Source organism: Shewanella sp. MR-4 (genome assembly GCF_000014685.1).
In the GTDB taxonomy this organism is placed as follows: Bacteria; Pseudomonadota; Gammaproteobacteria; order Enterobacterales; family Shewanellaceae; genus Shewanella.
The window spans coordinates 2,943,478-2,967,415 of sequence record NC_008321.1; the positions used below are offsets into that span (position 1 = coordinate 2,943,478).

Annotated in this window: 22 protein-coding genes and 1 other RNA gene; 9 read left to right on the forward strand and 14 right to left on the reverse strand. The window is 47.7% G+C overall.

Annotated elements, in window-relative coordinates; translation table 11 throughout:
* The first annotated feature begins 32 nt into the window (after nt 1-32).
* Nucleotides 33-320 (forward strand): late competence development ComFB family protein, encoded by a 288-nt coding sequence (locus SHEWMR4_RS13010; RefSeq protein WP_011623229.1) that lies wholly within the window; start codon nt 33-35, stop codon nt 318-320.
* A gap of 141 nt (nt 321-461) precedes the next feature.
* Here the strand turns inward: SHEWMR4_RS13010 and ffs are convergent.
* From ffs to pspA, 8 genes are all read right to left on the reverse strand, one after another.
* Nucleotides 462-559: signal recognition particle sRNA small type (gene ffs / locus SHEWMR4_RS20620), an RNA gene on the reverse strand.
* Between the two features lie 225 nt (nt 560-784).
* The gene (locus SHEWMR4_RS13015) at nt 785-1,150 is read right to left on the reverse strand and encodes a ComEA family DNA-binding protein (RefSeq protein WP_011623230.1); all 366 of its coding nucleotides are present in this window, start codon (nt 1,148-1,150) and stop codon (nt 785-787) included.
* A gap of 240 nt (nt 1,151-1,390) precedes the next feature.
* The gene (megL, locus tag SHEWMR4_RS13020) at nt 1,391-2,584 is read right to left on the reverse strand and encodes a methionine gamma-lyase (protein ID WP_011623231.1); all 1,194 of its coding nucleotides are present in this window, start codon (nt 2,582-2,584) and stop codon (nt 1,391-1,393) included.
* Nucleotides 2,585-2,902: 318 nt separating this feature from the next.
* Nucleotides 2,903-4,105 carry a TIGR01620 family protein gene (locus SHEWMR4_RS13025; protein ID WP_011623232.1) on the reverse strand — a complete coding sequence of 401 codons (1,203 nt, stop codon included), beginning with the start codon at nt 4,103-4,105 and terminating at the stop codon, nt 2,903-2,905.
* A complete protein-coding gene (locus SHEWMR4_RS13030; RefSeq protein WP_011623233.1) occupies nt 4,102-5,562 on the reverse strand; it encodes a YcjX family protein in 1,461 nt (486 codons plus the stop codon). Before SHEWMR4_RS13030 ends, SHEWMR4_RS13025 begins: the two co-directional genes overlap by 4 nt.
* Nucleotides 5,563-5,656: 94 nt before the next feature.
* The gene (gene pspC, locus SHEWMR4_RS13035) at nt 5,657-6,043 is read right to left on the reverse strand and encodes an envelope stress response membrane protein PspC (protein ID WP_011623234.1); all 387 of its coding nucleotides are present in this window, start codon (nt 6,041-6,043) and stop codon (nt 5,657-5,659) included.
* Complete coding sequence (pspB, locus tag SHEWMR4_RS13040; protein WP_011071929.1) at nt 6,030-6,269, reverse strand: envelope stress response membrane protein PspB; 240 nt, start codon at nt 6,267-6,269, stop codon at nt 6,030-6,032. The genes pspC and pspB overlap by 14 nt, the downstream gene beginning before the upstream one ends.
* Nucleotides 6,270-6,287: 18 nt before the next feature.
* Nucleotides 6,288-6,971, reverse strand: coding sequence for a phage shock protein PspA (pspA, locus tag SHEWMR4_RS13045; RefSeq protein WP_011623236.1), 684 nt, complete (start codon nt 6,969-6,971; stop codon nt 6,288-6,290).
* A gap of 177 nt (nt 6,972-7,148) precedes the next feature.
* On the opposite strand from pspA, the gene pspF reads away from it, so the two are divergent.
* The 8 genes from pspF to SHEWMR4_RS13085 all read left to right on the forward strand — a co-directional run bounded on the left by pspF (nt 7,149) and on the right by SHEWMR4_RS13085 (nt 15,253).
* Nucleotides 7,149-8,237 carry a phage shock protein operon transcriptional activator gene (gene pspF / locus SHEWMR4_RS13050; RefSeq protein ID WP_011623237.1) on the forward strand — a complete coding sequence of 363 codons (1,089 nt, stop codon included), beginning with the start codon at nt 7,149-7,151 and terminating at the stop codon, nt 8,235-8,237.
* Between the two features lie 69 nt (nt 8,238-8,306).
* Complete coding sequence (gene sapA, locus SHEWMR4_RS13055) at nt 8,307-9,932, forward strand: ABC transporter substrate-binding protein SapA (protein WP_011623238.1); 1,626 nt, start codon at nt 8,307-8,309, stop codon at nt 9,930-9,932.
* Nucleotides 9,932-10,963: an ABC transporter permease gene (locus SHEWMR4_RS13060; protein ID WP_011623239.1), complete on the forward strand. Its 1,032-nt coding sequence runs from the start codon at nt 9,932-9,934 to the stop codon at nt 10,961-10,963. The genes sapA and SHEWMR4_RS13060 overlap by 1 nt, the downstream gene beginning before the upstream one ends.
* Complete coding sequence (locus SHEWMR4_RS13065; protein WP_011623240.1) at nt 10,950-11,840, forward strand: ABC transporter permease subunit; 891 nt, start codon at nt 10,950-10,952, stop codon at nt 11,838-11,840. The genes SHEWMR4_RS13060 and SHEWMR4_RS13065 overlap by 14 nt, the downstream gene beginning before the upstream one ends.
* A 3-nt stretch (nt 11,841-11,843) precedes the next feature.
* Nucleotides 11,844-12,851: an oligopeptide/dipeptide ABC transporter ATP-binding protein gene (locus SHEWMR4_RS13070; protein ID WP_011623241.1), complete on the forward strand. Its 1,008-nt coding sequence runs from the start codon at nt 11,844-11,846 to the stop codon at nt 12,849-12,851.
* Entirely contained in the window at nt 12,832-13,617 is a 786-nt protein-coding gene (locus SHEWMR4_RS13075) for an ATP-binding cassette domain-containing protein (RefSeq protein ID WP_011623242.1), read from the forward strand. Before SHEWMR4_RS13070 ends, SHEWMR4_RS13075 begins: the two co-directional genes overlap by 20 nt.
* A gap of 105 nt (nt 13,618-13,722) precedes the next feature.
* On the forward strand, nt 13,723-14,925 hold the full coding sequence (fabV, locus tag SHEWMR4_RS13080) for an enoyl-ACP reductase FabV (protein WP_011623243.1): 1,203 nt from the start codon (nt 13,723-13,725) through the stop codon (nt 14,923-14,925).
* 115 nt (nt 14,926-15,040) lie between these two features.
* Entirely contained in the window at nt 15,041-15,253 is a 213-nt protein-coding gene (locus SHEWMR4_RS13085) for a TOBE domain-containing protein (RefSeq protein ID WP_011071920.1), read from the forward strand.
* Nucleotides 15,254-15,401: 148 nt separating this feature from the next.
* On the opposite strand, the gene SHEWMR4_RS13090 is transcribed toward SHEWMR4_RS13085, so the two are convergent.
* From SHEWMR4_RS13090 to tig, 6 genes are all read right to left on the reverse strand, one after another.
* Nucleotides 15,402-17,267, reverse strand: a complete 1,866-nt coding sequence (locus SHEWMR4_RS13090) for a SurA N-terminal domain-containing protein (RefSeq protein ID WP_011623244.1) — start codon at nt 17,265-17,267, stop codon at nt 15,402-15,404.
* 226 nt (nt 17,268-17,493) lie between these two features.
* Entirely contained in the window at nt 17,494-17,766 is a 273-nt protein-coding gene (hupB, locus tag SHEWMR4_RS13095; RefSeq protein ID WP_006081127.1) for a nucleoid-associated protein HU-beta, read from the reverse strand.
* Between the two features lie 259 nt (nt 17,767-18,025).
* On the reverse strand, nt 18,026-20,383 hold the full coding sequence (lon, locus tag SHEWMR4_RS13100; RefSeq protein ID WP_011623245.1) for an endopeptidase La: 2,358 nt from the start codon (nt 20,381-20,383) through the stop codon (nt 18,026-18,028).
* A gap of 132 nt (nt 20,384-20,515) precedes the next feature.
* Entirely contained in the window at nt 20,516-21,796 is a 1,281-nt protein-coding gene (gene clpX, locus SHEWMR4_RS13105) for an ATP-dependent protease ATP-binding subunit ClpX (RefSeq protein ID WP_011623246.1), read from the reverse strand.
* Between the two features lie 99 nt (nt 21,797-21,895).
* On the reverse strand, nt 21,896-22,504 hold the full coding sequence (gene clpP / locus SHEWMR4_RS13110) for an ATP-dependent Clp endopeptidase proteolytic subunit ClpP (protein WP_011623247.1): 609 nt from the start codon (nt 22,502-22,504) through the stop codon (nt 21,896-21,898).
* An 89-nt stretch (nt 22,505-22,593) separates the two neighbouring features.
* Complete coding sequence (gene tig / locus SHEWMR4_RS13115) at nt 22,594-23,898, reverse strand: trigger factor (RefSeq protein ID WP_011623248.1); 1,305 nt, start codon at nt 23,896-23,898, stop codon at nt 22,594-22,596.
* Nucleotides 23,899-23,938: the final 40 nt, after the last annotated feature.

Consider the following 23,938-nt stretch of genomic DNA (forward strand, 5'->3'; position numbering starts at 1 on the left):
AAACTCAATAAAAATCATCATGGAGCACAGCGATGCAACTCGAAATCCGTAACTATTACGAAGTTCTCTTAATGGAAATGTTATCCGATGAAGGCCTGATGGATGAATTACCGGAGGATTATTTAGCTGATCTCTGCTGTGTGACACTCAATCAACTGCCAGTGCGCTATATTCGTCACCTAGTCGACACCTATTTCTTCGAAGATTACAACGAGTTGCAAGAGCTCAAACGAGAAATCCAAGCAGCATTAGAGAAATCACGCGCCTTTCTTAAACAGAATCTACAAAAAAGAATGCAGCAGGAAGAAGCCGACAGCTAAGTCATACGAAAGTGGCATAGCTACATCGATTTGCAACAAGCTTTTACGAGTAAATTCAGTAGTGTTGCTAAATGCTAAGCTGGCTAGTTGCTGAGTTAAAGATAAAAAAGATTGGAAAAGAATGGGGGAAATTTGGAGGTTCCCCTAGAGCCGACACCCCGGCACACGAGTCGCTTGCTGCGGTTGCTCCCTTCCGGGCCTGGCCGAGTTCACAAGTTATCATTGCGGGGGGACCCTAGGGTCACCATAACTTCGAGTGTATCACTTGGTGGATGATCACCGAACGACGCGGATTATCCCCCATGGCTCCTATGGGATCAAGTGCTAATCCGTCCGTTTGGCAAATATCCGGTTTAACTGGACAATCTATAGGCAAACTAGCCAAGTGAAAATGATAAAAGCCTGCTAATGCAGGCTTTTTCTTATAAGGGCTCCAGCACCAAGAGTCAGGAGGCGCCTTATCCCTAGAGCTTTATCATATGGCGATTTTGCTCAATCAACTTAGCGCCAATGCCTGAGACATTGGCCAACTCATCAATGGCCTTAAATTTACCATTCTGCGTTCGATAGTCTATGATGGCCTGCGCCTTGGCCGCCCCAATGCCCTTGAGCATTTGTAACTGCTCAGACGAGGCGGTATTGATATTCACCTGAGCCGAATCAGGCATGGCTTGCTTAGCATCCATTGCCATACTTTTAGCATCGGTCTTAGCTTGAGTTTGTACTTTACTGGCTTCTTTAACGGGATCGGCCGCCATCGCAGGTAGTGCAAACAGGGCTGAAAAGACAATGGCACTCACCATTGCGGGTAAACGGTGTGTTATTTTCATAATGCTTCCTCTCTCCTTGAAATTCGGCCTTTCGTCCTACTTCCGTGGCCGTCAATCAAACATAGACGAAGCTTTTATGAATTTCCAAACAGCTCAAAACAAATATTGCGAATCGCTAACATAACCCATTCTTTGCAGATAGCGTTGTTGGTGATGTAGGTGGTGATATAGCAAATTGCGTCGTGCCATCAAACAAATAGGATGCCATAAGGGCATCCTTTCACTAAACCTAACAGAGCCTTATGCCAGCATGGCCAAGGCTTGGTTTAAATCCTCGATGATATCGTCACAATCCTCTAAACCGATTGAGATCCGCAGTAAATTATCACTTATCCCCGCGGCTTGGCGAGCCTCTGGCGTGTAGGGCGAATGGGTCATGGAAGCTGGGTGCTGAATAAGGGATTCCGCATCCCCCAAACTTACAGCGATTGAAAACAGCTTAAGGTAACCCACAAAAGCCATGGCTTGCTCAAGAGAGGCGGCTAACTCAAAGGCAATCACGCCACCAGCTCTCGCCATCTGTCCACCAATAAATCGGTGCCCTGAATGAGATTTAAGCCCTGGATAATACACCCGAGTCACAGCAGGATGTTGCTCCAAAAACTCGGCAACACGCTGGGCACTGTCACAATGGCGCTGCAAACGCACATCTAAGGTTTTCAGCCCGCGCAAAATCAGCCAAGCATCGTGGGGAGACATGACGGCGCCGATATCTTTTAGGATTTCATATTTCACTCTGTGCAGCTGCTCTTCACTGCCACACACGACGCCGGCAATTACATCGCCGTGTCCATTCAAATACTTAGTCGCACTGTGTACCACTAAATCGATACCGAATGCCAAGGGTTGCTGCAGCAGCGGCGTCATAAAAGTATTATCGACAATGCTGACAAGCTGATGCCGTTTCGCAATATCGGCGATACCTTTGAGATCAAACACCTGTAAATGAGGATTAACCGGAGTTTCGCAAAAAATCACCCGAGTGTTGGCTTTGATGGCCCGCTCAATGGCCGCTAAATCGGTAAAATCGACTAAGGTGACTTCGATACCGAAGCGGGCAAATTGGCTGGTCATAAGGGCGAAGGTGCAGCCATAAACCGCATTGGAAGCCACTAAATGATCGCCCATCTGGAGGTTAGCCAACAGCGCCGCCGATACGGCCCCCATGCCAGAAGCCGTTGCTGCCGCCGCTTCTGCCCCTTCTAAAATCGCCATTTTACGTTCCAGCTCGGCAACTGTCGGGTTACCTAGGCGAGTATAAATATAACCGGGTTCGTTGCCAGCGAATCGCTCACCACCTTGCTGCGCCGACTCAAAGACAAAGGTCGCCGTTTGATAAAGTGGCGTCACCAAAGTACCAAAGGCTTCGCGCTCATGCCCGGCATGAATGGCTTGGGTTGCGGCTTTCCACTGCTTGCTTGATTCATCTTGCATTGCTCACTCCTTGTTGTCGCAGAGCCTCATTCGCTTGTTGTGTCATTGTTCGTTTTAATGAGGCCATGCTTAGGGTCTTGATAAGTCCTATTGATAAGTTAATGAAACATTAGCCCTATCGAATAAGCACTAACATACCCCGCCGAGCGGGTGAAACCAGTGCCATGGTGAAAATAGCATCAGAGGTGCTGTAACTAAGTTGTTACATTCAGGCATTTAGGGCTGAAAATCGGCGACAAAAAATGCGCTAATGAGAGGGTCATTAGCGCATTAGCATTTAGCCTAAAGTGCACTCGCGGTGTTGTGCGTTCGGCTAAGTTATTTCTCTTTGGGTGTTGAGCCTGTTTTAAGTTCAGCAGCCTCTAATTGGCTCTTAAGTGCATCTCGTCCGTCTTTAGTCAATAACTTACCGGCAAACTGTTTAAGCTCAATCAACAACTCTTGATGAACTTTCGATAATTTGGGGCGCTGCTCCTCCCTAAACTGAATAGGTCTACATAGCGCCATGGCTTGATACCCTAAGCGCGCTGTGAGCAGCCCCCCACCTAAACCTTGAGCAAGCCGTGCGGATAATTTCCCCGTCATCTCAACCGACAGCAGTTGGGTCCCCAAATCGGTCACTAACTCGCTGGTACCGGCATAGATGATGTTAATAATGATGCTACGAATGAGTTTTATCCGGCTCCAATAGCCTAATTCTATCCCATAACAGGCGGCGACATCACGCAGCATGCGTTGGTTACGCCAAAGAATAATGGCCATATCCAATGCAGCTAGCGGACTCGCGGCAAGCAACACGGCTGACTCGGCCGCGTATCGACGGACGATTTTTTTCGCCAGTTCATCCCGCTCAGTAAGCACTAAATCCTCAAATAACAGCACTTTTTCAGCATCGTTATGTTCATCTTTGAGCGACTGACGCAGTCGCTGTAGCCCCTGACTATCGGGATAATGGCGCACTATATTATTGATAAAACCATCGGCCTCGCCCATTTGCATACTGAGGGCAAGCCTTGCACCCGACTCTTGCGTATCGGCAACCTGCTTGAGGCGTTTTAATTTACGGTATTCGCCCAAGGCTCCGACCATAGCCCAGCTGCCGACTAAACTGAGTACTGCGCCATAAAAGCTAAATAACCAAGGGCTTGATAACCAAGCGTCTCGCAAACCTAATCCCGTTTGCACTAAAACCAGTAGCAATAACCCAAAGACGGATAAACGCGCCAGCCAAGACCAACGGCGAGATTGATGCAGTTTTGGCCGAATGGATGATACATCCAATGCTTGCGGATGAGCCGCTAAGGCATCATCGACAACTTCATCCGCCGCTTTTAAGGGTGTCAGTGGTGCAAAAGCTTGGGCACTCTTAAGCTCATCAGAAGCAGACTGAAGTTTGACCTTATCAGAATCAAATACTTGTTGTTTTTTGAGCGGTTGGCTTCCAAGTGTATTTTCAGACATTGGCTTATCGAGCCCGTTTGTCTCTGACTCACTTGAAGGTGGTAACGAATCTAAACTCATTCCAATTTATCCCCCACGAGATACTGCAGAAGGTGATCGAGACGGATATGGTCAAAATGCACCGAAGATGGGTCCACATTGCTGTTATTCGGCGGAGCAAATCCCATAAAATGAAACCCTTGGTCGCGCCAAAAGTTGGGCTCGGGTAAGCGAGTGGGCACTTCGCCTGGAAAAAGCGTCAGGGCTTGGCCGTTCAATCCAATCCCCTGCACGACTTCCACATCCCCTTCTTGAGTGGTCACCATGCCATGACGCGTCGCCTTAATGGCACTAATGGCCATAGTCTCAACTTTACAACCATCGAAACTGGCAAAATGTTGGCTATGTTTGAGCATATCGGTGAGCAGGGATAACACATGACTTTGCTGATCCCGCGTCACATGGTCAACCTTACTGGCGGCAAATAATAATCTGTCTATCCGCGGCGCAAACAATCGGCGTAAGTAACTGGATTGGCCGTATTGAAAACTCTCCATAATGGCATTTAATGCGGCGCCCATATCCTCAAACTGGGTTTTGCCGCGGTTTAAGGCGCTGAAGCAATCAACCAGCACTAACTGGCGGTCAAACCCCGCAAAATGCTGCTTATAGAAAGGTTTAACGACCTTAGCCACGTATTCTTGGTAGCGTTTTTCTAGGACATGAAAGGCGCTGTGTTTATCGCTTTGTTTGAGCTCGCTCCACTGATTGTCTGTCACCGATAACAGCGGAAAAAACGCCAGCAGCGGCGCGCCTTCCCATTCCCCTGGTAATAACATGCGTCCGGGTTGTGCCTGATAATAACCCTGCACATGCACTAAATCGTGCAAGAGTTGCTGATACTGATCGGCAATGCGTTTAAGCTGCAGCTCATCGGCCGCCTCGGTTAAATTGAGCGCACTTAACGAAGTTTGAAACTCTGCATACAAAGGCGAGCTTTTTAGCACAGCGACACGTTGTTGCTGCGCGCTGCACCACTCGATAAAGCTTTGACGCAGCATAGGTAAATCTAATAGCCACTCGCCGGGATAATCGACAATATCTAAATACAGCGTTGCGGTATCGGCAAACTTGGCTAGCAGCCCCTTCTGCGGCTGGTATTTGATGGCTAAGCGCAGCTCCGAAATCGTGCGGGTCGATGCTGGCCAAGTCGGAGGCGTCGAAGTAAGCGCTAACATTGCGCCCTGATAATCGAAGCTGGCAATTTCAAGATCCGGCTGCATTGCTCGCTTCACCCCGAGCAAACGTTGCTCACGGCTCACTTGCCACAGAGGTAAAGCATTCCCATGGCGGGAATGGGATACCTGAGAAGCCGCGCCACTATTGAGTAGTTGGTTGACTAATCCGGTAATAAATGCGGTTTTGCCCGCCCCCGATAACCCTGTTACCGCGAGTCGTAAATGCCTGTCAGCCGTTCTATGGAGCAGGGATTGGCTCTTCTGAGTTAATTTATGGAGCGAAAAGTCAAGCATTCCCATAAGGATGTCCCTAAATGTTGAATGAGGTTAACTATACACTGGAATTGACGGGAGATTAAGCAACAAGGGCGGACATGGCCGCCCTTTAGAGGGATTACAAGCTATTGATTTGTCTTTTTAAATCAAAGTTATCAGATGTAACATGGCGTTCAAGGTTTTGCAGTCTCACCTCTAGGCTTCTAAATTGCCTGCTCACATCGCTCAGCGCTTGTTTAGCAGGCTCTCCCGATTGCCAAGGTTTCTTCTTCACCTCGATGTCATCCCTAACAGTGCTATTTTGGGGTTTGATGTCGAGTATCACCCATAACGCAACATAGATGATAAACACGACGCCCGAACCACCTAATAGGAAGATAGAAACCGCAAGTACCCGCACTAACCATGTTTCAATTGCAAAGTATTCGGCTATCCCCGCACACACACCTGCGACTTTACCTGACTGGGGAATGCGATACAAAGTACGGCCACTAGTTCCTCTCATGTTTGCCCCTCCATTCAGGCGATTCTGAATCCAGAATGGCCTCTAAGGTTTCGATGCGTGCAGCCATCTTATCGGCTTTGGCAATCAAATCATTGAGCTGTGAAAACTCTTCCTCAGTGAGTCCCTGGCTCACTTGTCGCTTACTGCGATAATGAAGAACTAACCATATTGGCGCCACCACTATCATAAAGATGATAATCGGTGCCATGAGTATGTCCATATCCATAACTCACCTCTGAAATTGTTATTCTTTTGACTTAGTTGTAGCTTTGCCTTTCACTTTAGCCTTCAATGCTTCCAGTTCGGCATTCACTGAATCTTCGGCTTCCAGCGCGGCAAACTCATCGGCTAAGGTCTTTTTATTACCCAGATCGTAAGATTCAACCTGCGCTTCTAGCCCTTCGACACGGCGCTCATATTGTTCAAACTTGAGCATAGCGTTGTCGATTTTGCTTGAGTCTAACTGCTTCTTCACTTCTAAACGTGATGAGGCGGTTTGAGTGCGCAAAATAATGGTTTTTTGGCGCGCTTTTGCGTCTAACAGTTTTTCCTGCAGCAAACCCACTTCGTCTTTTAAACGTGCGATATGCTCATCCAGCACCGCCAACTCTTGGTTTAAGGTATCCACCAAACCTGCTGCTTTTTGTTTTTCAACTAAAGCCGCTTTGGCTAAATCTTCGCGGTCCTTTGAAAGGGCCAGTTCAGCTTTGTCTTGCCAATCCTGAACTTGTTCTTCAACACGGTTGATACGACGGATTAATTCTTTCTTTTCAGCTAATACTTTTGCTGAAGTAGAACGAACTTCTACCAGTGTATCTTCCATCTCTTGGATGATCAGACGAACCATTTTTTCAGGGTCTTCTGCTTTATCGAGTAATGCGCTGATATTAGAGTTAATGATATCGGCGAAACGAGAGAAAATTCCCATAATGCTATCCTCAAATTGATGTTGGTCTCGGTTAGAGTAATACACTTACTGTGCCAACTTTAATTTTATGTTTAAATTCATAAAGATAAACACATTATTAACTTTTTCTTTATTTTACGGCTCAAGCCACTTATTATCATTTTCACCAAAATTTAGCGCGAAAGACTAAAAAATATCGTGGATAATAAATTTCAGCAAGACAACCTCATCGGCCAATCAAACGCCCTACTCGAAGTCTTAGAGCATGTCTCACAGATAGCGCCGCTCTCAAAACCTGTGCTCATTATTGGCGAACGGGGAACGGGTAAGGAGCTCATTGCTGAACGTTTACATTATCTGTCTAAACGCTGGGATCAAAGTTTTATTAAGCTAAATTGTTCATCTTTGAGTGAAAACTTACTCGAGAGTGAGTTATTCGGTCATGAATCGGGCGCCTTTACTGGCGCAAAAGGCAAACACGAAGGCCGCTTTGAGCGAGCCGACGGTGGCACTCTCTTCCTCGATGAATTAGCTAACACCTCGGGGTTAATCCAAGAAAAACTGTTGCGGGTCATCGAATACGGTGAGTTTGAACGGGTCGGCGGCAGTAAAACCATTCAAGCGGATGTGCGCCTTATCTGCGCGGCCAACGAGGATTTACCCTCACTGGCCGACGCTGGTGAATTTAGGGCCGACTTGCTCGACCGTTTAGCATTCGATGTGATCACCTTACCGCCGCTGCGTTGCCGCCCCGAAGATATCATGACCTTAGCCGAATATTTTGCCGTAGGTATGGCGCGGCAACTTAAGCTGGAACTCTTCAGTGGCTTCAGTGCCAGCGCAGTCGTTCAGCTGATGAGTCATGACTGGCCGGGGAATATTCGTGAACTTAAAAACGTGGTCGAGCGCAGTGTGTATCGCAGCAGCGGTGAAAATCGTCCCATTGAGCAGATTATTCTCGATCCCTTTGCCTCACCCTATCGCCCCACCACTCGAGTGCGTACCCGCGAGCGTCAAGTCACAACACCTCAAGCGCAGCTTGTAAGTACATCCGTCGCGGCCCCGACAATCGACACCGAGGTTGCAGTTAATACTGAGGTTATGACAAATAATTTTAGTTTTCCCTTGGACTTTAAAGAGCAAACCGAACGTTATGAGATGGAGCTTATTCAACAAGCCTTATCGGCCAGTCAGTACAATCAAAAGAAAACCGCCGAAATCCTTGGTTTAAGCTATCACCAGCTGCGTGGCATCTTGAAAAAGTACAATTTGCTCGATAAAGCATAAGCAGATTGCCCACGGGCGAGATGCACTGCTAAAATAGCCGTTCATAGTCGATAAAATAATGATTTATAAATGAGTGTGCTAATAAGACGCCTGTGCCTATCAACTGCAGTTTTCTGCATGAGTGGGTTGTTGGTTGCATGTGGCCCCCAACGACTCCCTTCCGGTTTGGTCTATTGTTCCGAAGGGAATCCCGAGTCTTTTAATCCGCAGTTGGTGACCTCTGGCACCACCATCGACGCCACCTCACACCAAATTTATAGCCGCTTAGTGGACTATGATGCGATTTCAGGCCAGCTCGTGCCTGCGCTGGCCACCCGTTGGGCCGAGAGTGACGATGGTTTAAGCTATCGTTTCACTCTAAGGGAAAATGTTAAGTTTCAACATTCATCCCGTTTTACACCAAGCCGCGACTTTAACGCCGACGATGTGCTGTTTTCCTTCAATCGGATTATCGATAAGCATCACCCTTACCATGGCGTATCACGTACCGGTTATCCTTTTTTCCAAAGTATTGGATTTTCAGAACAAGTCAAAAGTGTCGAAAAAATCAATGACCATGAGGTCATCTTTCGTTTAGCACGCAAAGATGCGTCGTTTTTATCAAATCTAGCGACAGACTTTGCCGTCATCCTCTCTAGCGAATATGCCGATCAGCTACTTGCGCAGGGGCACCCTGAAAATCTTGATCATTTCGCCATAGGTACAGGGCCTTTTACCTTAGTGCATTACGCCAAAAACGAATATGTTCGCTATCGCCGCAATCCCGACTTTTGGGGCGAGCCCGCCAAAGTCGATATGCTGGTGTACGATATCACCCCAAAAAGCACTGTCAGACTGGCCAAACTTATCGCTGGTGATTGCAGCGTATCGGCCCTGCCCAAAGCGGGTGAGTTGCCCGTTATCAAGCAACATGAACAGCTGAGCATTGAGTCTCAACCCGGTCTTAACGTAGCCTTTTGGGCCTTTAACACACAAAAGCCCCCTTTAGATGATGTACGCGTGCGCCGCGCCCTCGCCTATGCCGTAGATAAGCAAAATATCTTACGGGCCGTGTATCAAAATACCGCCATAGAAGCCATAGGGGTGTTGCCGCCAGCGTCTTGGGCCTACGACAGCAATAAAAAACTGTTAGATTACAATCCACAAAAAGCGCGTGATTTGTTAAAAGAAGCGGGAATAAAACATCTCAGCATCGATATTTGGGCCATGCCCGTTGCCCGCGCTTACAACCCTAATGCGTTGAAAACCGCCGAGTTAATTCAATCTGACTTGGCCAATATCGGTGTTAAGGTCAATATCATCAGTTACGATTGGAGCGTCTTTAGCCAAAGATTGAGCCGGGATGAATATGACTCAGTCCTCATCGGCTGGAACGCCGATAACAGCGACCCCGATAACTTCTTCACGCCATTGCTGAGTTGCTCGGCGATGCAATCAAACAACAACCGCTCTCGCTGGTGCAATAAAGAGTTTGATGCCATTCTAGACAGAGCGAGGGAAGTCTCGACGCAGGCCGAGCGCAAGGAAATTTACCAAGAGGCCGAGGCCTTCTTAGCCGAGCAAGTGCCAATGTTGAGTCTGGCCCACGCCAAGCGAGTCGCACTCACTCGCAGCAATATCCATGATATGCAGTTAACCCCCTTTGGCGGCATCTCATTTGCCCGAACCAGCCAAGCTGAGCAGGAGACACACTGATGTTCAGATACCTGTTACGGCGCCTCAATCTGTTTCTTGCCACTTCGCTAGTGATGGTCGGCGTGTTGTTTTATGCAACTGGCTTGTTTCCGGTTGAACGCACCTTCGCCCTCACAGGGATCCATGCACCATCAGAGAGCCAACTGGTGCAAATTGAGCAGGACTATAAGTTAGATAGCAATAAAGCCATGCAGTTCATTGCTTATTTACAGCAAAGACTGAGCGGCAATTTGGGCGTCTCCGTCACCTCGCACCAAAGCGTGGCCGAAGAGTTAAGCTCTGTGCTACCGGCCTCCTTCGAACTAGCGGTGATGGCGGCCGTGATAGCCATTGGTTTAGGTGTGCCGCTTGGCGTGTTGGCCTCCCAGAGTCAACATAAACTCACCCAAAATACCATTATGGCGATTACCCTGACGGGCTATTCTGTTCCTGTATTCTGGTTAGGTTTGTATTTGTCACTCTGGTTTGGTGTCGACTTAGGCTGGCTGCCCATTTCAGGGCAACTCAATCTTTTATATGAGATAAAACCCGTTACAGGATTTATGTTGGTCGACATTTTACTGTCTGATTCGGAATATCGCATATCTGCCTTTAAAGATGCCTTATTGCATATCGTTCTGCCCGCCACCACACTTGCAGTGCTACCTTTTACCGTGGTCGTACGCAGCACTCGCTCGGCAATGATGAATGTGATGAACCAAACCTTTATCCGCGCCGCCGAAGCCAGAGGCATGCACACCAATACCATTATTTTGCGCCACGCCTTACCCAACGCGCTGATCCCAGTATTAAAGCACTTAGGGTTAATGCTCGGAGCATTTGCGAGCTATGCGATTGTTGTTGAAATGATTTTCTCTTGGCCGGGTGTGGGTTCTTGGTTGGTGTCGGGTATTTATCAGCGGGATTATACGGTTATCCAGGGCGGGATTTTAGCCGTAGCCTTGTTGATCATCTTTTTAAGTATTTTGATTGAAGTGCTGCATACCGTCTTCAATCCCTTGAGCAGAAAAGATCTTTATGCCTCCAATTAAAATTTATCAGGAAGATCAAATTGCCTCGCCGATGATGCGGGTCTGGCAGAATTTTTCGGCAAACCCCTTTGCCTTAGCGGGTCTGTGGACCATTGCTTTTCTGCTGCTGCTCACCCTGTTCGGACCAATGATTGCCCCCTTCTCCCCTGAGGCGCAGGATCCACGGGCATTACTGTTACCGCCCTCTTGGGACCCTTCGGGCACAGTGGCGCACTTTTTGGGGACCGACGATCTGGGTCGTGACATTTTTAGCCGCTTGCTGCATGGGGCACATTTAACCTTCGGCATGGCGCTGATGATTGTCGGTACTGCATTGTTTATGGGGTTCATCATCGGCTCGCTCTCCGGCATGATGCGTGGCTTAAAATCCAGTATTTTGGGGCACTTGCTCGATGCATTACTGTCTATCCCTTCACTATTAATGGCGATTTTAGTGGTTGCCGTCATGGGGCCAGGGCTTGAAAACGTCTTCTGGGCCGTGGGCATTGCCTTAACGCCACAGTTTGTACGCTCCATTCATCAATCGGTACATGAAGAGTTACAGAAAGAATATGTGACTGCGGCCCGTTTAGACGGTGCCAATTCGCTGCAGATTTTTTGGTATGTGATCATGCCAAACGTCTGGGAAGTGGTGATTATTCAAACCACGTTAGCTATTTCTGCCGCGATTTTAGATATTGCCGCCCTTGGCTTTTTAAGCCTTGGCGCCCAAGCTCCTAGTCCTGAATGGGGTGCAATGGTTGCCCAAGGTATGGATAATTTGTTGACCGCACCTTGGACTGTGACCATTCCAGGGCTGGCGATTCTTTTTAGTGTGCTCGCCATTAACTTGGTGGGCGATGGCTTGAGATCGGCGCTTGCGCCCATCAGAAACTAACCTATGCCATTACTCGACGTTAGAAACCTGACCATTGAGCTCGACACGCCCCACGGCAGAGTCCGCGCCCTTGAGAAAGTGAGTTTGACCCTGAACGCGGGGGAAATCCACGGTCTCGTGGGTGAATCAGGCTCAGGCCGCAGTCTGCTCGCTAGAGCCATTCTTGGGATCCCAGGCCCCAATTGGACCATTACCGCCGACCGCATGATGTGGGATGGTAATAATCTGATGGCCATGACCTCGAAGGAGCGCCGTAATCTGATGGGTTCAGATATGGCGATGATCTTCCAAGATCCGTCTGGTAGCCTTGACCCTTCGCAAACCGTGGGTAGTCAGCTGATGCAGGCCATGCCTAAGAATCCTAAGGCTTACTTTTGGCAAAAGCACAAACATGCCAAACAGACAGCGCAAAAATGGCTGCATAAGGTCGGGATTAAGAATCCGCAAAAGGTCATGTCCAGCTATGCTTGGGAGCTTTCGGAAGGCGAATGCCAAAAAGTGATGATCGCGATGGCAATTGCCAACCAACCGCGATTATTGATCGCCGACGAACCGACAAACTCGATGGAGCTGAGCACTCAGGCACAGATTTTCCGCCTACTATCACAGCTTAACCAGCTACAAAACGTGTCGATTTTAATCATCAGCCACGAGCTTGAAACGCTAGCACAATGGTGCGATCACCTATCCGTGCTCTATTGCGGCCAAGTGATGGAGTCAGGCCCAACGGAAGAACTGATCAATCAGCCCTATCATCCTTACACTAAGGCACTCTTGGATAATATGCCGGATTACTCGGGGATAGAGGCGCACAAGGCCATTATGCCGACCCTACCAGGCTCGGCCCCCGCCCTGCAGCATCTGCCCATTGGTTGTCGCCTAGGGCCAAGATGCCCTGAGGCACAAAAGAAATGCGTTAATCAGCCAAGTTTGAGTCATTTACGCGACCGCTACTTTGCCTGCCATTTCCCTTACCACGGTGAAACGACAAATGACGACCCCACTGCTTAAAGTTAACGATCTCTTTAAGAGGTACGATACCGGCTATAAAGGCTTTACTCGCCAATATAACGATGCCTTAGCACCGGTTTCATTTGAATTAAACCGCGGCGAAACCTTAGCTATCGTGGGTGAAGCGGGTTCAGGTAAGAGTACTTTAGCGCGTATTTTGGTAGGCGCAGAACCCCGCAGCGGCGGTGAAATTTACTTTGAGGGCGAGGCGCTGGACAGCCGCAATATTAAGCAGCGCTGCCGCCTTATTCGGATGATTTTCCAAGATCCCAATACCTCACTCAACCCAAGGCTCACCATTGGTCAATTACTGGATGAACCGCTGCGCTTTAACACTGAGTTATCCGCCAAGGAGCGTAATGGCCAAGTGATTGATACCTTGAGGAAGGTCGGTTTATTACCCGAGCATGCGGATTTTTATCCCCATATGATTTCCGAGGGGCAAAAACAGCGGGTTGCGGTGGCACGGGCACTGATGCTCAATCCGAAAATCATCATCGCCGACGAGGCTTTAACCGCCTTGGATCTCTCGGTACGCTCACAGATCCTTAATCTGCTGCTTAAACTGCAGAAGGACTTAGGCTTGTCCTATATCTTCGTGTCCCATAACCTGAATATTATTCGCCATGTCAGCGATAAAATTATGGTGTTACACAAAGGCGTGATGGTTGAGAAAGCCCCAACAGAACAGATATTTAATTCGCCTCAGCACGAATATACCCAAAGGCTGATTCAGGAGCAGAGCCTGTTTGTTCATAAGCGTTAAACTGCTCCAACCACTTAAATATTCAGGCGAATTGGCTAAAAATAGATGCCATTTAGCCGCCGAAGTATTTATCCTATTGGTCATTTTGATAGAAGAAGCTTAAACATGATTATCAAACCCAAAATTCGTGGATTCATTTGTACCACTACTCATCCCGTTGGTTGTGAAGCTAACGTTCAAGAACAAATTGCCTTAACCAAAGCGAAAGGCAAGATCGCCAACGGGCCGAAGAAAGTCCTCGTCGTTGGTTCATCCAGTGGTTATGGCCTGTCTTCACGCATTGCCGCCGCCTTTGGTAGCGATGCTGCAACCATTGGTGTGTTCTTCGAAAAGCCGGGTACTGAATCTAAACCCGGAACAGCAGGCTGGTATAACTCAGCTGCTTTCGACAAGTTTGCCAAAGCTGAAGGTTTGTACTCTAAGAGCATCAACTGTGATGCCTTCAGCCATGAAGCTAAGCAAAAAGTTATCGAGCTTATCAAGCAAGACTTAGGTCAAGTGGACATGGTGGTCTATTCATTAGCATCACCCGTGCGCAAACTGCCTGACTCTGGTGAGCTAGTGCGTTCTGCGCTAAAGCCAATCGGTGAAGTGTATACCGCGACCGCCGTAGATACGAACAAAGACTGCATTATCGAAGCCACCGTTGAGCCTGCCACTGAGCAAGAAATTGCCGATACTGTCACAGTGATGGGCGGTCAAGATTGGGAACTGTGGATTAACGCACTCGCCGAGGCTGGTGTATTAAGCGACAATTGCAAAACCGTTGCCTACAGCTATATCGGCACTGAGCTAACCTGGCCAATCTACTGGCACGGCGCATTAGGTCAAGCCAAGATGGACTTAGATCGCGCGGCTAAAGCCTTAAATGATAAGCTTGCAACCAAAGGTGGCAGCGCTAACGTCGCAGTGCTGAAGAGCGTTGTGACTCAAGCCAGCTCTGCCATCCCGGTGATGCCACTGTATATTGCGATGGTATTTAAGAAGATGCGCCAAGAAGGCCTGCACGAAGGCTGTATGGAGCAAATCTATCGCATGTTCAGTGAGCGTCTGTTCCGTGCCGATGGTGCAAAACCAGAGACTGACAGCAACAACCGTCTGCGTTTAGATGATTGGGAACTACGTGAAGATATCCAGCAGCACTGCCGTGATCTGTGGCCGCAAGTGACCACCGAAAACCTGTCAGAACTGACCGATTATCAAGAATATAAAGCCGAGTTTATCAAGCTATTTGGCTTTGGCATCGAAGGCATAGACTACGATGCCGATGTGAACCCATACGTTGAGTTCGATGTGATCGAGCTCTAATCAAGTAGTTGAATAATTTATGTAAAACGCCACCCTTGGGTGGCGTTTTTATTTGCTGCAAATCTAGCGCGATAGGCTAAACTAGCATGACTTCAACACTAACTAAGGATAAAGAATGAAGATCAGTGCACGTAATACCCTAAGTGGCAAAATTACCGCTATCGAAATTGGCTCAGTAAACAACGAAGTCACTATCGAACTGGCACCAGGCGTAGTGTTAACCTCAGTCGTCACAAAAGCTTCCTGTGAGCGTTTAAACTTAAAAGTGGGTGATTCAGCTTATGCACTCATTAAAGCCAGCAGTGTGATGATTGGTGTGGATGATTAAGCTGTTGAGCATGCCCTCACACCGCCGAGCAGATATGTAACCAGACAAACAAAAAGGCCAAGTGAACACTTGGCCTTTTCTATTAGATTCGCTAAACCTTTCTATTGCTTCGTAAAATAAGGGATAAGCAAGTTATCCCTTATCGCAATTAACCTTCAACAGGGTAATCGATTTTCGCATTCGCTTTGAGTGACTCAATCAGGCCGCGGTAATCTGCTTCGCTGTATTGTGCATTTAAGCGTTGTTTCAGTGCATTAACTAACTCATCGCTAACAGACTCAGCCGCGTTGACTTTATCCAGTGCGATTACAGCATAACCATTAGCTAACCCAACAGTGTCAACCACAGGCGTTGCACTTGGTGTTGGCATTTGGAAAGCTTTACCCACAATAGCAGCGTCAACGTCTTGTGCGCCACGGCCCAGTTTAGCCTTAGCGGTTAAGGTCACATCGGCAGCGCCCGCTTTGACTTGCGTCATCAGCTCTTGTGCTTTAGCACGAGCCGCTTCGTTTGCTTGGTCTTGCTTCAAGCGATCGCTAATGTCGGCCTTCACTTCTGCTAATGGCATAGTGCCTGCATCGTGATGTTCCTTCATACGGATAACCACTACATGGTTTGGCTCAAGTTCAAGCACTTCACTGTTTAGGCCTTGGCGCAGAACAGTGTCAGAGAATGCCGCTTTAACTACATCAGGCTTGTTCAATGCAGCAGGCACATCATCACGTGAGAACAGTGGCGTCGTCTTAATCTCAACGCCAACGACTTTAGCGGTTTCGGCTAAGGTATCAGGTACTTCGTAGCTAGTATCAGCCAGTTTGCTCTGCAAGCTATAGAATTGATCGACCGCTTTCTTCTCTTGTAGTTGAGCCACAATCTTCGCTTTCACATCTGCAAATGGCACTGTTGTTCCAGGTTGAACGTCTAACAGTTTGATGATGTGGAAACCAAAATCAGTTTTCACTACAGCAGAATGCTCGCCTTTTTTCAGGGCAAACAGCGCGGTGTCAAAACTTGGGTCCATTACACCAGGTTCAAACCAGTCTAATTTACCGCCCTGCTCCGCACTTAAGGTGTCTTCAGAATTGGCTTTGGCTAACTCAGCAAAATCAGCGCCGTTATCTAACTGCTTGGCTAAATCTTCGGCCTTGGCCTTAGCCGCCGCTTCATCGCTGCCTGGGCCAATCAGAATGTGCGCCGCTAAACGTTTCTCGTTAGACACATATTGGGTCTTGTGTTCATCGTAGTAAGCCTGAGCTTCTTCATCGGTCACTTTGCTATCTTTCGCAAAATCAGCCGAATTTAACTCTACATACTCTAAGCTCACCTTCTCAGGGCTCATAAATTGGCCTTGGTTGGTGTCATAGTAGTTTTTAACTTGCTCGTCAGTCACAGAGGCATTCGCGAGGAATGGTGCAGAATCCACCACTAAATAACGAATGTCACGAGTCTGACCTTGCAGCTCAGCTAATTGTTTAGCTTCACCAGGTAAAACAAATTCAGTGCCCACTAACGCCGCAGTTAACTGACGACGAGTCATATCAACTCGCATCATGCTTCTGAAGGTTTGTGGCTGATAGCCTAACTGACGCAAAATTGCCTGATAACGATCGTTATCGAATTTGCCATCGGTTTGGAAAGCGGGTTCAGATTTAATCGCCGCAATAATTTGCTCGTCAGACACTCGCAGCCCCATAGCGGCGGCAGCTTGGTCGATCAGCTTATCGGCGACTAAACGTTCGAGTACGCTCTGCTTTATGCTTTCTAGGTATCTTTCGTCGGCAGATAACGCAGCAAACATTTCGCCCAGTTGCTGTTCCATACGAGCGCGTTCGCTCTGATAGGCCTGCTCTAACTCGGCTTTAGTGATCTTGTCACCGTTGACTTCTGCGGCAGGGACGTCCGATTGTGAGCCTAAATAGCTACTAACGCCTGCAAATGCAAAAGATAAAATCACAAGTACGAGAATGCCTTTAGCAATCACGCCTTGCGAACCGTCGCGGATCTTTTCTAACATCAGATTTCTCGCTCGTTGCGATTAACAAAATAAAAAGGCGCATCAATTTGAGATGCGCCTTTCTGTAATTTATGGGGATTATTCAGACGCTACCACTGGTAAGTACTAAAACCCCGAGTAATGGTAGAAATAAACCTTCAAAATCCATTACTTTCAATTCGTAAAAAGCACTGTTTGAACAGTGCTTATCATTACGAACGCCTTACAAAGGCTACGATATCAAAAATTAATTGACAGCGTCTTTCAGAGCTTTACCAGCTTTGAATGCTGGAATTTTTGCTGCTGCGATTTTGATTTCTTCACCCGTTTGTGGGTTGCGACCAGTACGCTCAGCACGTTCACGCACTTCAAAAGTACCAAAACCAACAAGAGAAATTTTATCGCCTTCTTTCAGACCTTCGGTCACAGCTGCGATAAAAGAATCCAGTGCACGGCCAGCAGCGGCTTTAGAAATGTCAGCACCAGAAGCGATTTTCTCGATTAGTTCAGATTTGTTCATGTCATCCCCTTGAATGTAATTTTTTTGCGCCGCAACCAAATCCGTCTCTAGAGCGGTCTGCGGAGGCTTTTATAACAAGCTTGAATTCAAAGTTCAAGCTGAGTTCGAAAACCAAAGAAATAAAACTGGATACAGCTCAAAGCCAGTTGCGCCAAGGGCTTGGAGCAACTGGCTCTCCACAGACCTAGGCTACCACAGGTCTGCGCTTTGTTAAGCCCCTTTTTTCATTTTTTTTAGCGTGATAGCGCATTTTCTTGCGTTATGCCAAGTTTTTAACCACTTCGAAGCCTTCAACCGGTCTTTCCAGCGCCAGTTTTAACACTTCATCGATCCAACGCACGGGACGAATTTCCAAATCTGCAATCACATTGGCAGGAATTTCTTCCAGATCACGTTCGTTTTCTTTTGGAATTAATACCAATTTAATGCCACCACGGTGTGCCGCGAGCAGTTTTTCTTTTAAACCACCAATTGGTAACACTTCTCCGCGTAAGGTAATTTCCCCCGTCATCGCCACATCGGCGCGCACAGGGTTCCCCGTTAGGCTAGACACTAAAGCAGTGCACATTGCCGCGCCAGCAGATGGACCATCTTTTGGCGTCGCCCCTTCTGGCACGTGAACATGGATATCACGCTTCTCATAAAAGTCGCCGTTGATACCTAATTGTTCCGCACGGGCACGTACGACCGTCATCGCCGCTTGAATCGACTCTTGCATCACATCGCCAAGTGAGCCTGTATAGGTCAACTTGCCTTTGCCGGGTACTGATGTCGCTTCAATGGTGAGCAGATCGCCGCCCACTTCGGTCCACGCCAAACCAGTAACTTGACCGATTTGGTTGTTCGATTCCGCTTTGCCATAGTCAAAACGCTGCACACCGAGGAAAGACTTGAGATTGTCCGCGGTCACTGTGACTGACTTGATGGATTTATCCAGCAGGATCATTTTCACGACCTTGCGGCAAATCTTCGACAATTCGCGCTCGAGTGCACGCACACCGGCTTCACGGGTGTAGTAGCGAATAATGCCGACTATCGCACTATCTTCGATATGAATTTCGTTCGCTTTAAGACCGTTACGCTCGATTTGCTTGGTCAGTAAATGCTGCTTAGCAATATTGAGCTTCTCATCTTCGGTGTAACCCGACAGACGAATCACTTCCATGCGGTCCAGAAGCGGACCTGGAATATTCATCGAGTTCGAGGTCGCCACGAACATCACATCGGATAAGTCGTAGTCGACTTCGAGGTAATGGTCGTTAAAGGTCGCGTTTTGCTCAGGGTCAAGCACCTCTAACAGTGCTGACGCTGGGTCGCCACGCATATCCGAGCTCATTTTGTCGATTTCATCGAGCAGGAATAAGGGGTTTTTCACGCCCACTTTCGCCATCTTTTGAATGACTTTACCCGGCATTGAGCCAATGTAAGTACGGCGATGACCACGGATCTCCGCTTCATCACGCACACCGCCTAAGGCAACACGCACATACTTACGACCAGTTGCTTTCGCAATCGATTGACCTAATGAGGTTTTACCCACACCTGGTGGGCCGACTAAGCACAGGATAGGGCCCTTAAGTTGACGCACACGGCTCTGCACTGCCAAGTATTCCAGAATGCGGTCTTTGACCTTTTCCAGACCGTAGTGATCGGTATCCAGCACTTCTTGGGCTTTGGCTAAATCGCGTTTGATTTTAGAGCGTTGGCTCCAAGGCACTGAGGTCATCCAATCAACATAGCTGCGAACCACGGTCGCTTCTGCAGACATAGGTGACATCATGCGTAATTTATTCAGCTCGGCGACGGCTTTCTCTTTGGCATCGCTCGGCATGTTAGCTTCTTCAATCTTACGATTTAAGACTTCAAACTCGTCGTGGCCTTCGTCTAAGTCACCCAATTCTTTTTGGATGGCTTTCATCTGTTCGTTCAGATAATACTCACGCTGGCTCTTTTCCATCTGCTTTTTAACGCGGGTACGGATACGTTTCTCGACCTGTAGCAGGTCAATTTCCGACTCCATCATCGCCATTAAATATTCCAGACGCTCACCGATGTTAGTCATCTCAAGCACAGACTGTTTGTCTTCAAGCTTGAGTGGCATATGAGCCGCCATGGTATCGGCGAGGCGCGCCGCTTCATCGATGCCAGAAAGCGAGGTAAGCACTTCTGGTGGGATCTTCTTATTGAGCTTGATATAGCCTTCGAATTGGCCAATCGCGCTGCGAACCAAGACTTCCTCTTCTTTGTCTTCTAAAGGCTCAGACTCAAGGTACTCTGCCTTAGCCACAAAGAAATCTGCTTCCTGAGTGTAACGCGTAATACGGGCGCGGCGACCACCTTCGACCAGCACTTTGACCGTACCGTCAGGCAGTTTAAGGAGTTGCAGAATAGACGCTACAGTGCCCACTTCAAAGATATCGTCTTTGGTCGGCTCGTCTAACTCAGCGTCACGCTGAGCGACTAAAATAATTTGTTTATCCTGGGCCATTGCCGTTTCGAGACAACGAATCGATTTTTCTCGGCCAACGAACAACGGAATTACCATATGGGGATAGACCACCACATCTCTCAGTGGTAGCACGGGGAGTTCGATATGCGCTTCACGCTCTAAGGTCATAGTTCGATTCCGTTTAGATGAAAGGGATTAGTTATGGAGTATATTGGGGCGCTTTATTGGGTTTCAATGGTCAAAATAAAAAAAGGAGCCCGATGGACTCCTTGATTTTCAGATTATGAATAATCAGTACAATTATTGCTCGCCAGAGGCCGCTTGCGCGTCGTTACGCTCGTAAATCAGGATAGGTGCAGATTCACCATTCACCACAGATTCATCAACAACCGCCTTCACAACGCCCTCAATTGAAGGAATGTCGTACATAGTATCGAGTAAGATACCTTCTACGATTGAACGTAGACCACGGGCACCGGTTTTGCGCGACATGGCTTTATGTGCAATCGCTTTGAGCGCATCTTCGCGGAACTCTAGCTCAACCCCTTCCATCTCAAACAGCGCGTTGTATTGCTTAGTCAGCGCGTTTTTGGGCTCAGACAGAATTTGCACTAGGGCCTCTTCGTCCAGCTCGGTCAGCGTCGCTACAACGGGCAGACGACCGATAAACTCAGGGATCAAGCCATATTTGACTAAATCTTCGGGTTCGACTTGAGATAAGGTTTGCGAAATCGTTGCCTTATCTTTCTCGCCCTTAACCTGCGCACCGAAACCGATACCTGAACCTACGTGAGCACGCTGTTCAATCACCTTTTCAAGGCCAGCAAAAGCACCACCACAGATAAACAGGATCTTAGAGGTATCTACCTGTAAGAACTCTTGCTGTGGATGCTTACGACCGCCTTGAGGCGGAACCGCGGCAACCGTACCTTCGATAAGTTTCAGCAGCGCTTGCTGCACGCCTTCACCCGATACGTCACGGGTAATCGATGGGTTATCCGATTTACGGCTGATCTTGTCGATTTCGTCGATATAGACGATACCGCGCTGTGCCTTTTCAACATCGTAATCGCACTTTTGCAGCAGCTTTTGAATGATGTTTTCAACGTCTTCACCCACATAACCCGCTTCGGTTAAGGTAGTGGCGTCAGCCATAGTAAATGGGACATTCAATGAGCGCGCGAGTGTTTCAGCCAGCAGCGTCTTACCACTGCCCGTTGGACCAATCAGCAGAATGTTACTCTTGCCTAATTCCACGCCATCTTTAGGAGAAGAATTTCTCAGACGTTTATAGTGATTGTATACAGCGACAGACAGCACTTTCTTGGCTCTGTCCTGACCAATCACATAATCGTCTAAATGCGCACGCAACTCATGTGGCGTTGGCAATTTATCATTATCACGCTTAGGGGAGATTTCTTTAATCTCTTCACGAATGATGTCGTTGCATAATTCAACACATTCGTCGCATACGTATACTGATGGGCCTGCAATCAGTTTTCTGACTTCATGCTGGCTCTTACCGCAAAAAGAGCAGTACAGCAATTTACCGCTGTCACCATTATTTTTGTTGTCGCCCATTAATTACCTCATTTGCAGTCTGCTCTACTGCTTGTCTTAAACTTGCTAACCCTTTACTGGGCTTTGCTTAATAGAGCATAGCCCAGTCAAAAGTAAAAATCAGCCGCGTTTAGTCATCACTGCGTCAACTAAACCATATTCAACCGCTTGAGTCGCACTCATGAAGTTGTCGCGATCGGTATCACGTTCAATCAATTCGAGTGGCTGGCCAGTGTGCTCTGACAACATCAGGTTCAGTTTATGCTTGATGCCTAAAATCTCTTGGGCATGAATAGCGATATCAGAAGCCTGACCTTGGAATCCACCCAGTGGTTGGTGGATCATCACGCGTGAGTTAGGTAAGCAGAAACGCTTGCCCTTTTCACCACCGGCTAATAAAAACGCGCCCATGCTGGCCGCTTGACCAATACACACAGTGCTGACGTTTGGCTTAATAAATTGCATGGTATCGTAAATCGCCATACCTGCAGTGACTGAGCCACCGGGTGAGTTGATATATAAGAAGATATCTTTATCTGGGCTTTCTGATTCGAGGAATAGCAACTGCGCCACAATCAGATTCGCCATATGCTCTTCAACTTGACCCACTAAAAAGATAATCCGCTCTTTTAACAGACGAGAATAAATATCGAATGAGCGTTCACCCTTAGCCGTCTGTTCGATCACCATAGGCACTAAAGCACTTTGTATGTCTGACGCATTATGCATTATTCGTTTCCCTAAATAAAAATGGCTCGCATGAGGAGCCTCATACGAGCCATTATAAATGGCGAACTGCCAATCAAGTCAAGCTTAGCTTATGCGCGACCTGTAGCCTTGTTCATAAATTCTTCAAAAGCGACTTCTTTTTCGGTCACTTTAGCAGATTTAAGCAGTGCTTCAACAGCTTGCTCTTCAAGCGCAACGTTGCGCATGTTTTGCATCAGCTCTTTGTTGCTGTTGTAATACGCAACAACTTCACTTGGATCTTCGTATGCAGAAGCCATAGAAGCGATCAGAGCTTGTACTCGTTCATCTTCAGCTTTTAGCTCGTTAGTCTTGATGACTTCGCCTAATAACAGACCGATTTTCACGCGACGAGCCGCTTGCTCAGTGAATAATTCCGCTGGCAGTTCTGGCATGTTAGCCGTTTGACCGCCGAAACGTTGCATCGCTTGTTGACGCAGTACGTTAACTTCGCCATCGATCAGTGCTTTTGGCAGTTCGATGTCGTTGTTAGCTAACAGACCGTTGATCACTTGCTCTTTCACGTTAGCTTTTAACGCTTGCTCTAGTTCACGGTTCATGTTCTTACGGATTTCAGTTTTCAGCGCTTCTAAGCCGCCTTCGCTGATACCGAATAATGCAGCAAACTCATCGTTTACTTCTGGTAAGTTAGCCGCTAACACTTCAGTTAAAGTGATAGCAAACTTAGCCGCTTTACCTTTTAAGTTTTCAGCGTGATATTCTTCTGGGAAAGTCACGTCGATAACGAATTCTTCACCGGCTTTGTGACCTAAGATACCCGCTTCAAAACCTGGGATCATACGGCCGCTGCCTAATTGCAGTTCGAAATCGTCAGCTTTACCGCCTTCGAATTCAACACCGTCAACTGAACCAACAAAGTTCATTTTCACTTTGTCGCCGTCAGCCGCTTCACGCTCAACAGCTGCGAAAGTCGCGTGTTGCTTACGTAAGGTTTCGATCATGCTGTCTACGTCAGCATCGGTTACAGACGCTTTTGGTTGTTCTACTTCGATTGCATCTAAACCTTTCAGCTCAACTTCTGGGTAGATTTCGAAAGTCGCTACGAATTCGAATTTTTCACCGTCAGTCGCACCAGGTACGAAAGTGGGTGCGCCAGCTGGGTTTAATTTCTCAGCGATGATCGCTTCGATAAAATTACGTTGCATCACTTCACCAGTGATGTCTTGACGAATAGCTGCGCCATAACGCTTGTTGATTACAGTAACAGGCACTTTGCCAGGACGGAAACCTGGGATACGAGCACGCTTAGCTTCACGTTGTAAACTGTCTTTAACCAGTTTTTCAATTTGTTCAGCAGGAACAGAAATGGTCAGGCGACGCTCTAGGCCTTGGGTTGCTTCAACAGAAACTTGCATTGTTTTACCTCGAAATTTGTCTAACGTCCTTTGTAATAGT

Excerpts from the sequence above, each read along its gene's own strand:
- SHEWMR4_RS13010 (WP_011623229.1), top strand. The coding sequence starts at position 33 with ATGCAACTCGAAATCCGTAACTATTACGAAGTTCTCTTAATGGAAATG.
- SHEWMR4_RS13015 (WP_011623230.1), bottom strand. The coding sequence starts at position 1,150 with ATGAAAATAACACACCGTTTACCCGCAATGGTGAGTGCCATTGTCTTT.
- megL (WP_011623231.1), bottom strand. The coding sequence starts at position 2,584 with ATGCAAGATGAATCAAGCAAGCAGTGGAAAGCCGCAACCCAAGCCATT.
- SHEWMR4_RS13025 (WP_011623232.1), bottom strand. The coding sequence starts at position 4,105 with ATGAGTTTAGATTCGTTACCACCTTCAAGTGAGTCAGAGACAAACGGG.
- SHEWMR4_RS13030 (WP_011623233.1), bottom strand. The coding sequence starts at position 5,562 with ATGGGAATGCTTGACTTTTCGCTCCATAAATTAACTCAGAAGAGCCAA.
- pspC (WP_011623234.1), bottom strand. The coding sequence starts at position 6,043 with ATGAGAGGAACTAGTGGCCGTACTTTGTATCGCATTCCCCAGTCAGGT.
- pspB (WP_011071929.1), bottom strand. The coding sequence starts at position 6,269 with ATGGATATGGACATACTCATGGCACCGATTATCATCTTTATGATAGTG.
- pspA (WP_011623236.1), bottom strand. The coding sequence starts at position 6,971 with ATGGGAATTTTCTCTCGTTTCGCCGATATCATTAACTCTAATATCAGC.
- sapA (WP_011623238.1), top strand. The coding sequence starts at position 8,307 with ATGAGTGTGCTAATAAGACGCCTGTGCCTATCAACTGCAGTTTTCTGC.
- SHEWMR4_RS13060 (WP_011623239.1), top strand. The coding sequence starts at position 9,932 with ATGTTCAGATACCTGTTACGGCGCCTCAATCTGTTTCTTGCCACTTCG.
- SHEWMR4_RS13065 (WP_011623240.1), top strand. The coding sequence starts at position 10,950 with ATGCCTCCAATTAAAATTTATCAGGAAGATCAAATTGCCTCGCCGATG.
- SHEWMR4_RS13070 (WP_011623241.1), top strand. The coding sequence starts at position 11,844 with ATGCCATTACTCGACGTTAGAAACCTGACCATTGAGCTCGACACGCCC.
- SHEWMR4_RS13075 (WP_011623242.1), top strand. The coding sequence starts at position 12,832 with ATGACGACCCCACTGCTTAAAGTTAACGATCTCTTTAAGAGGTACGAT.
- fabV (WP_011623243.1), top strand. The coding sequence starts at position 13,723 with ATGATTATCAAACCCAAAATTCGTGGATTCATTTGTACCACTACTCAT.
- SHEWMR4_RS13085 (WP_011071920.1), top strand. The coding sequence starts at position 15,041 with ATGAAGATCAGTGCACGTAATACCCTAAGTGGCAAAATTACCGCTATC.
- SHEWMR4_RS13090 (WP_011623244.1), bottom strand. The coding sequence starts at position 17,267 with ATGTTAGAAAAGATCCGCGACGGTTCGCAAGGCGTGATTGCTAAAGGC.
- hupB (WP_006081127.1), bottom strand. The coding sequence starts at position 17,766 with ATGAACAAATCTGAACTAATCGAGAAAATCGCTTCTGGTGCTGACATT.
- lon (WP_011623245.1), bottom strand. The coding sequence starts at position 20,383 with ATGACCTTAGAGCGTGAAGCGCATATCGAACTCCCCGTGCTACCACTG.
- clpX (WP_011623246.1), bottom strand. The coding sequence starts at position 21,796 with ATGGGCGACAACAAAAATAATGGTGACAGCGGTAAATTGCTGTACTGC.
- clpP (WP_011623247.1), bottom strand. The coding sequence starts at position 22,504 with ATGCATAATGCGTCAGACATACAAAGTGCTTTAGTGCCTATGGTGATC.
- tig (WP_011623248.1), bottom strand. The coding sequence starts at position 23,898 with ATGCAAGTTTCTGTTGAAGCAACCCAAGGCCTAGAGCGTCGCCTGACC.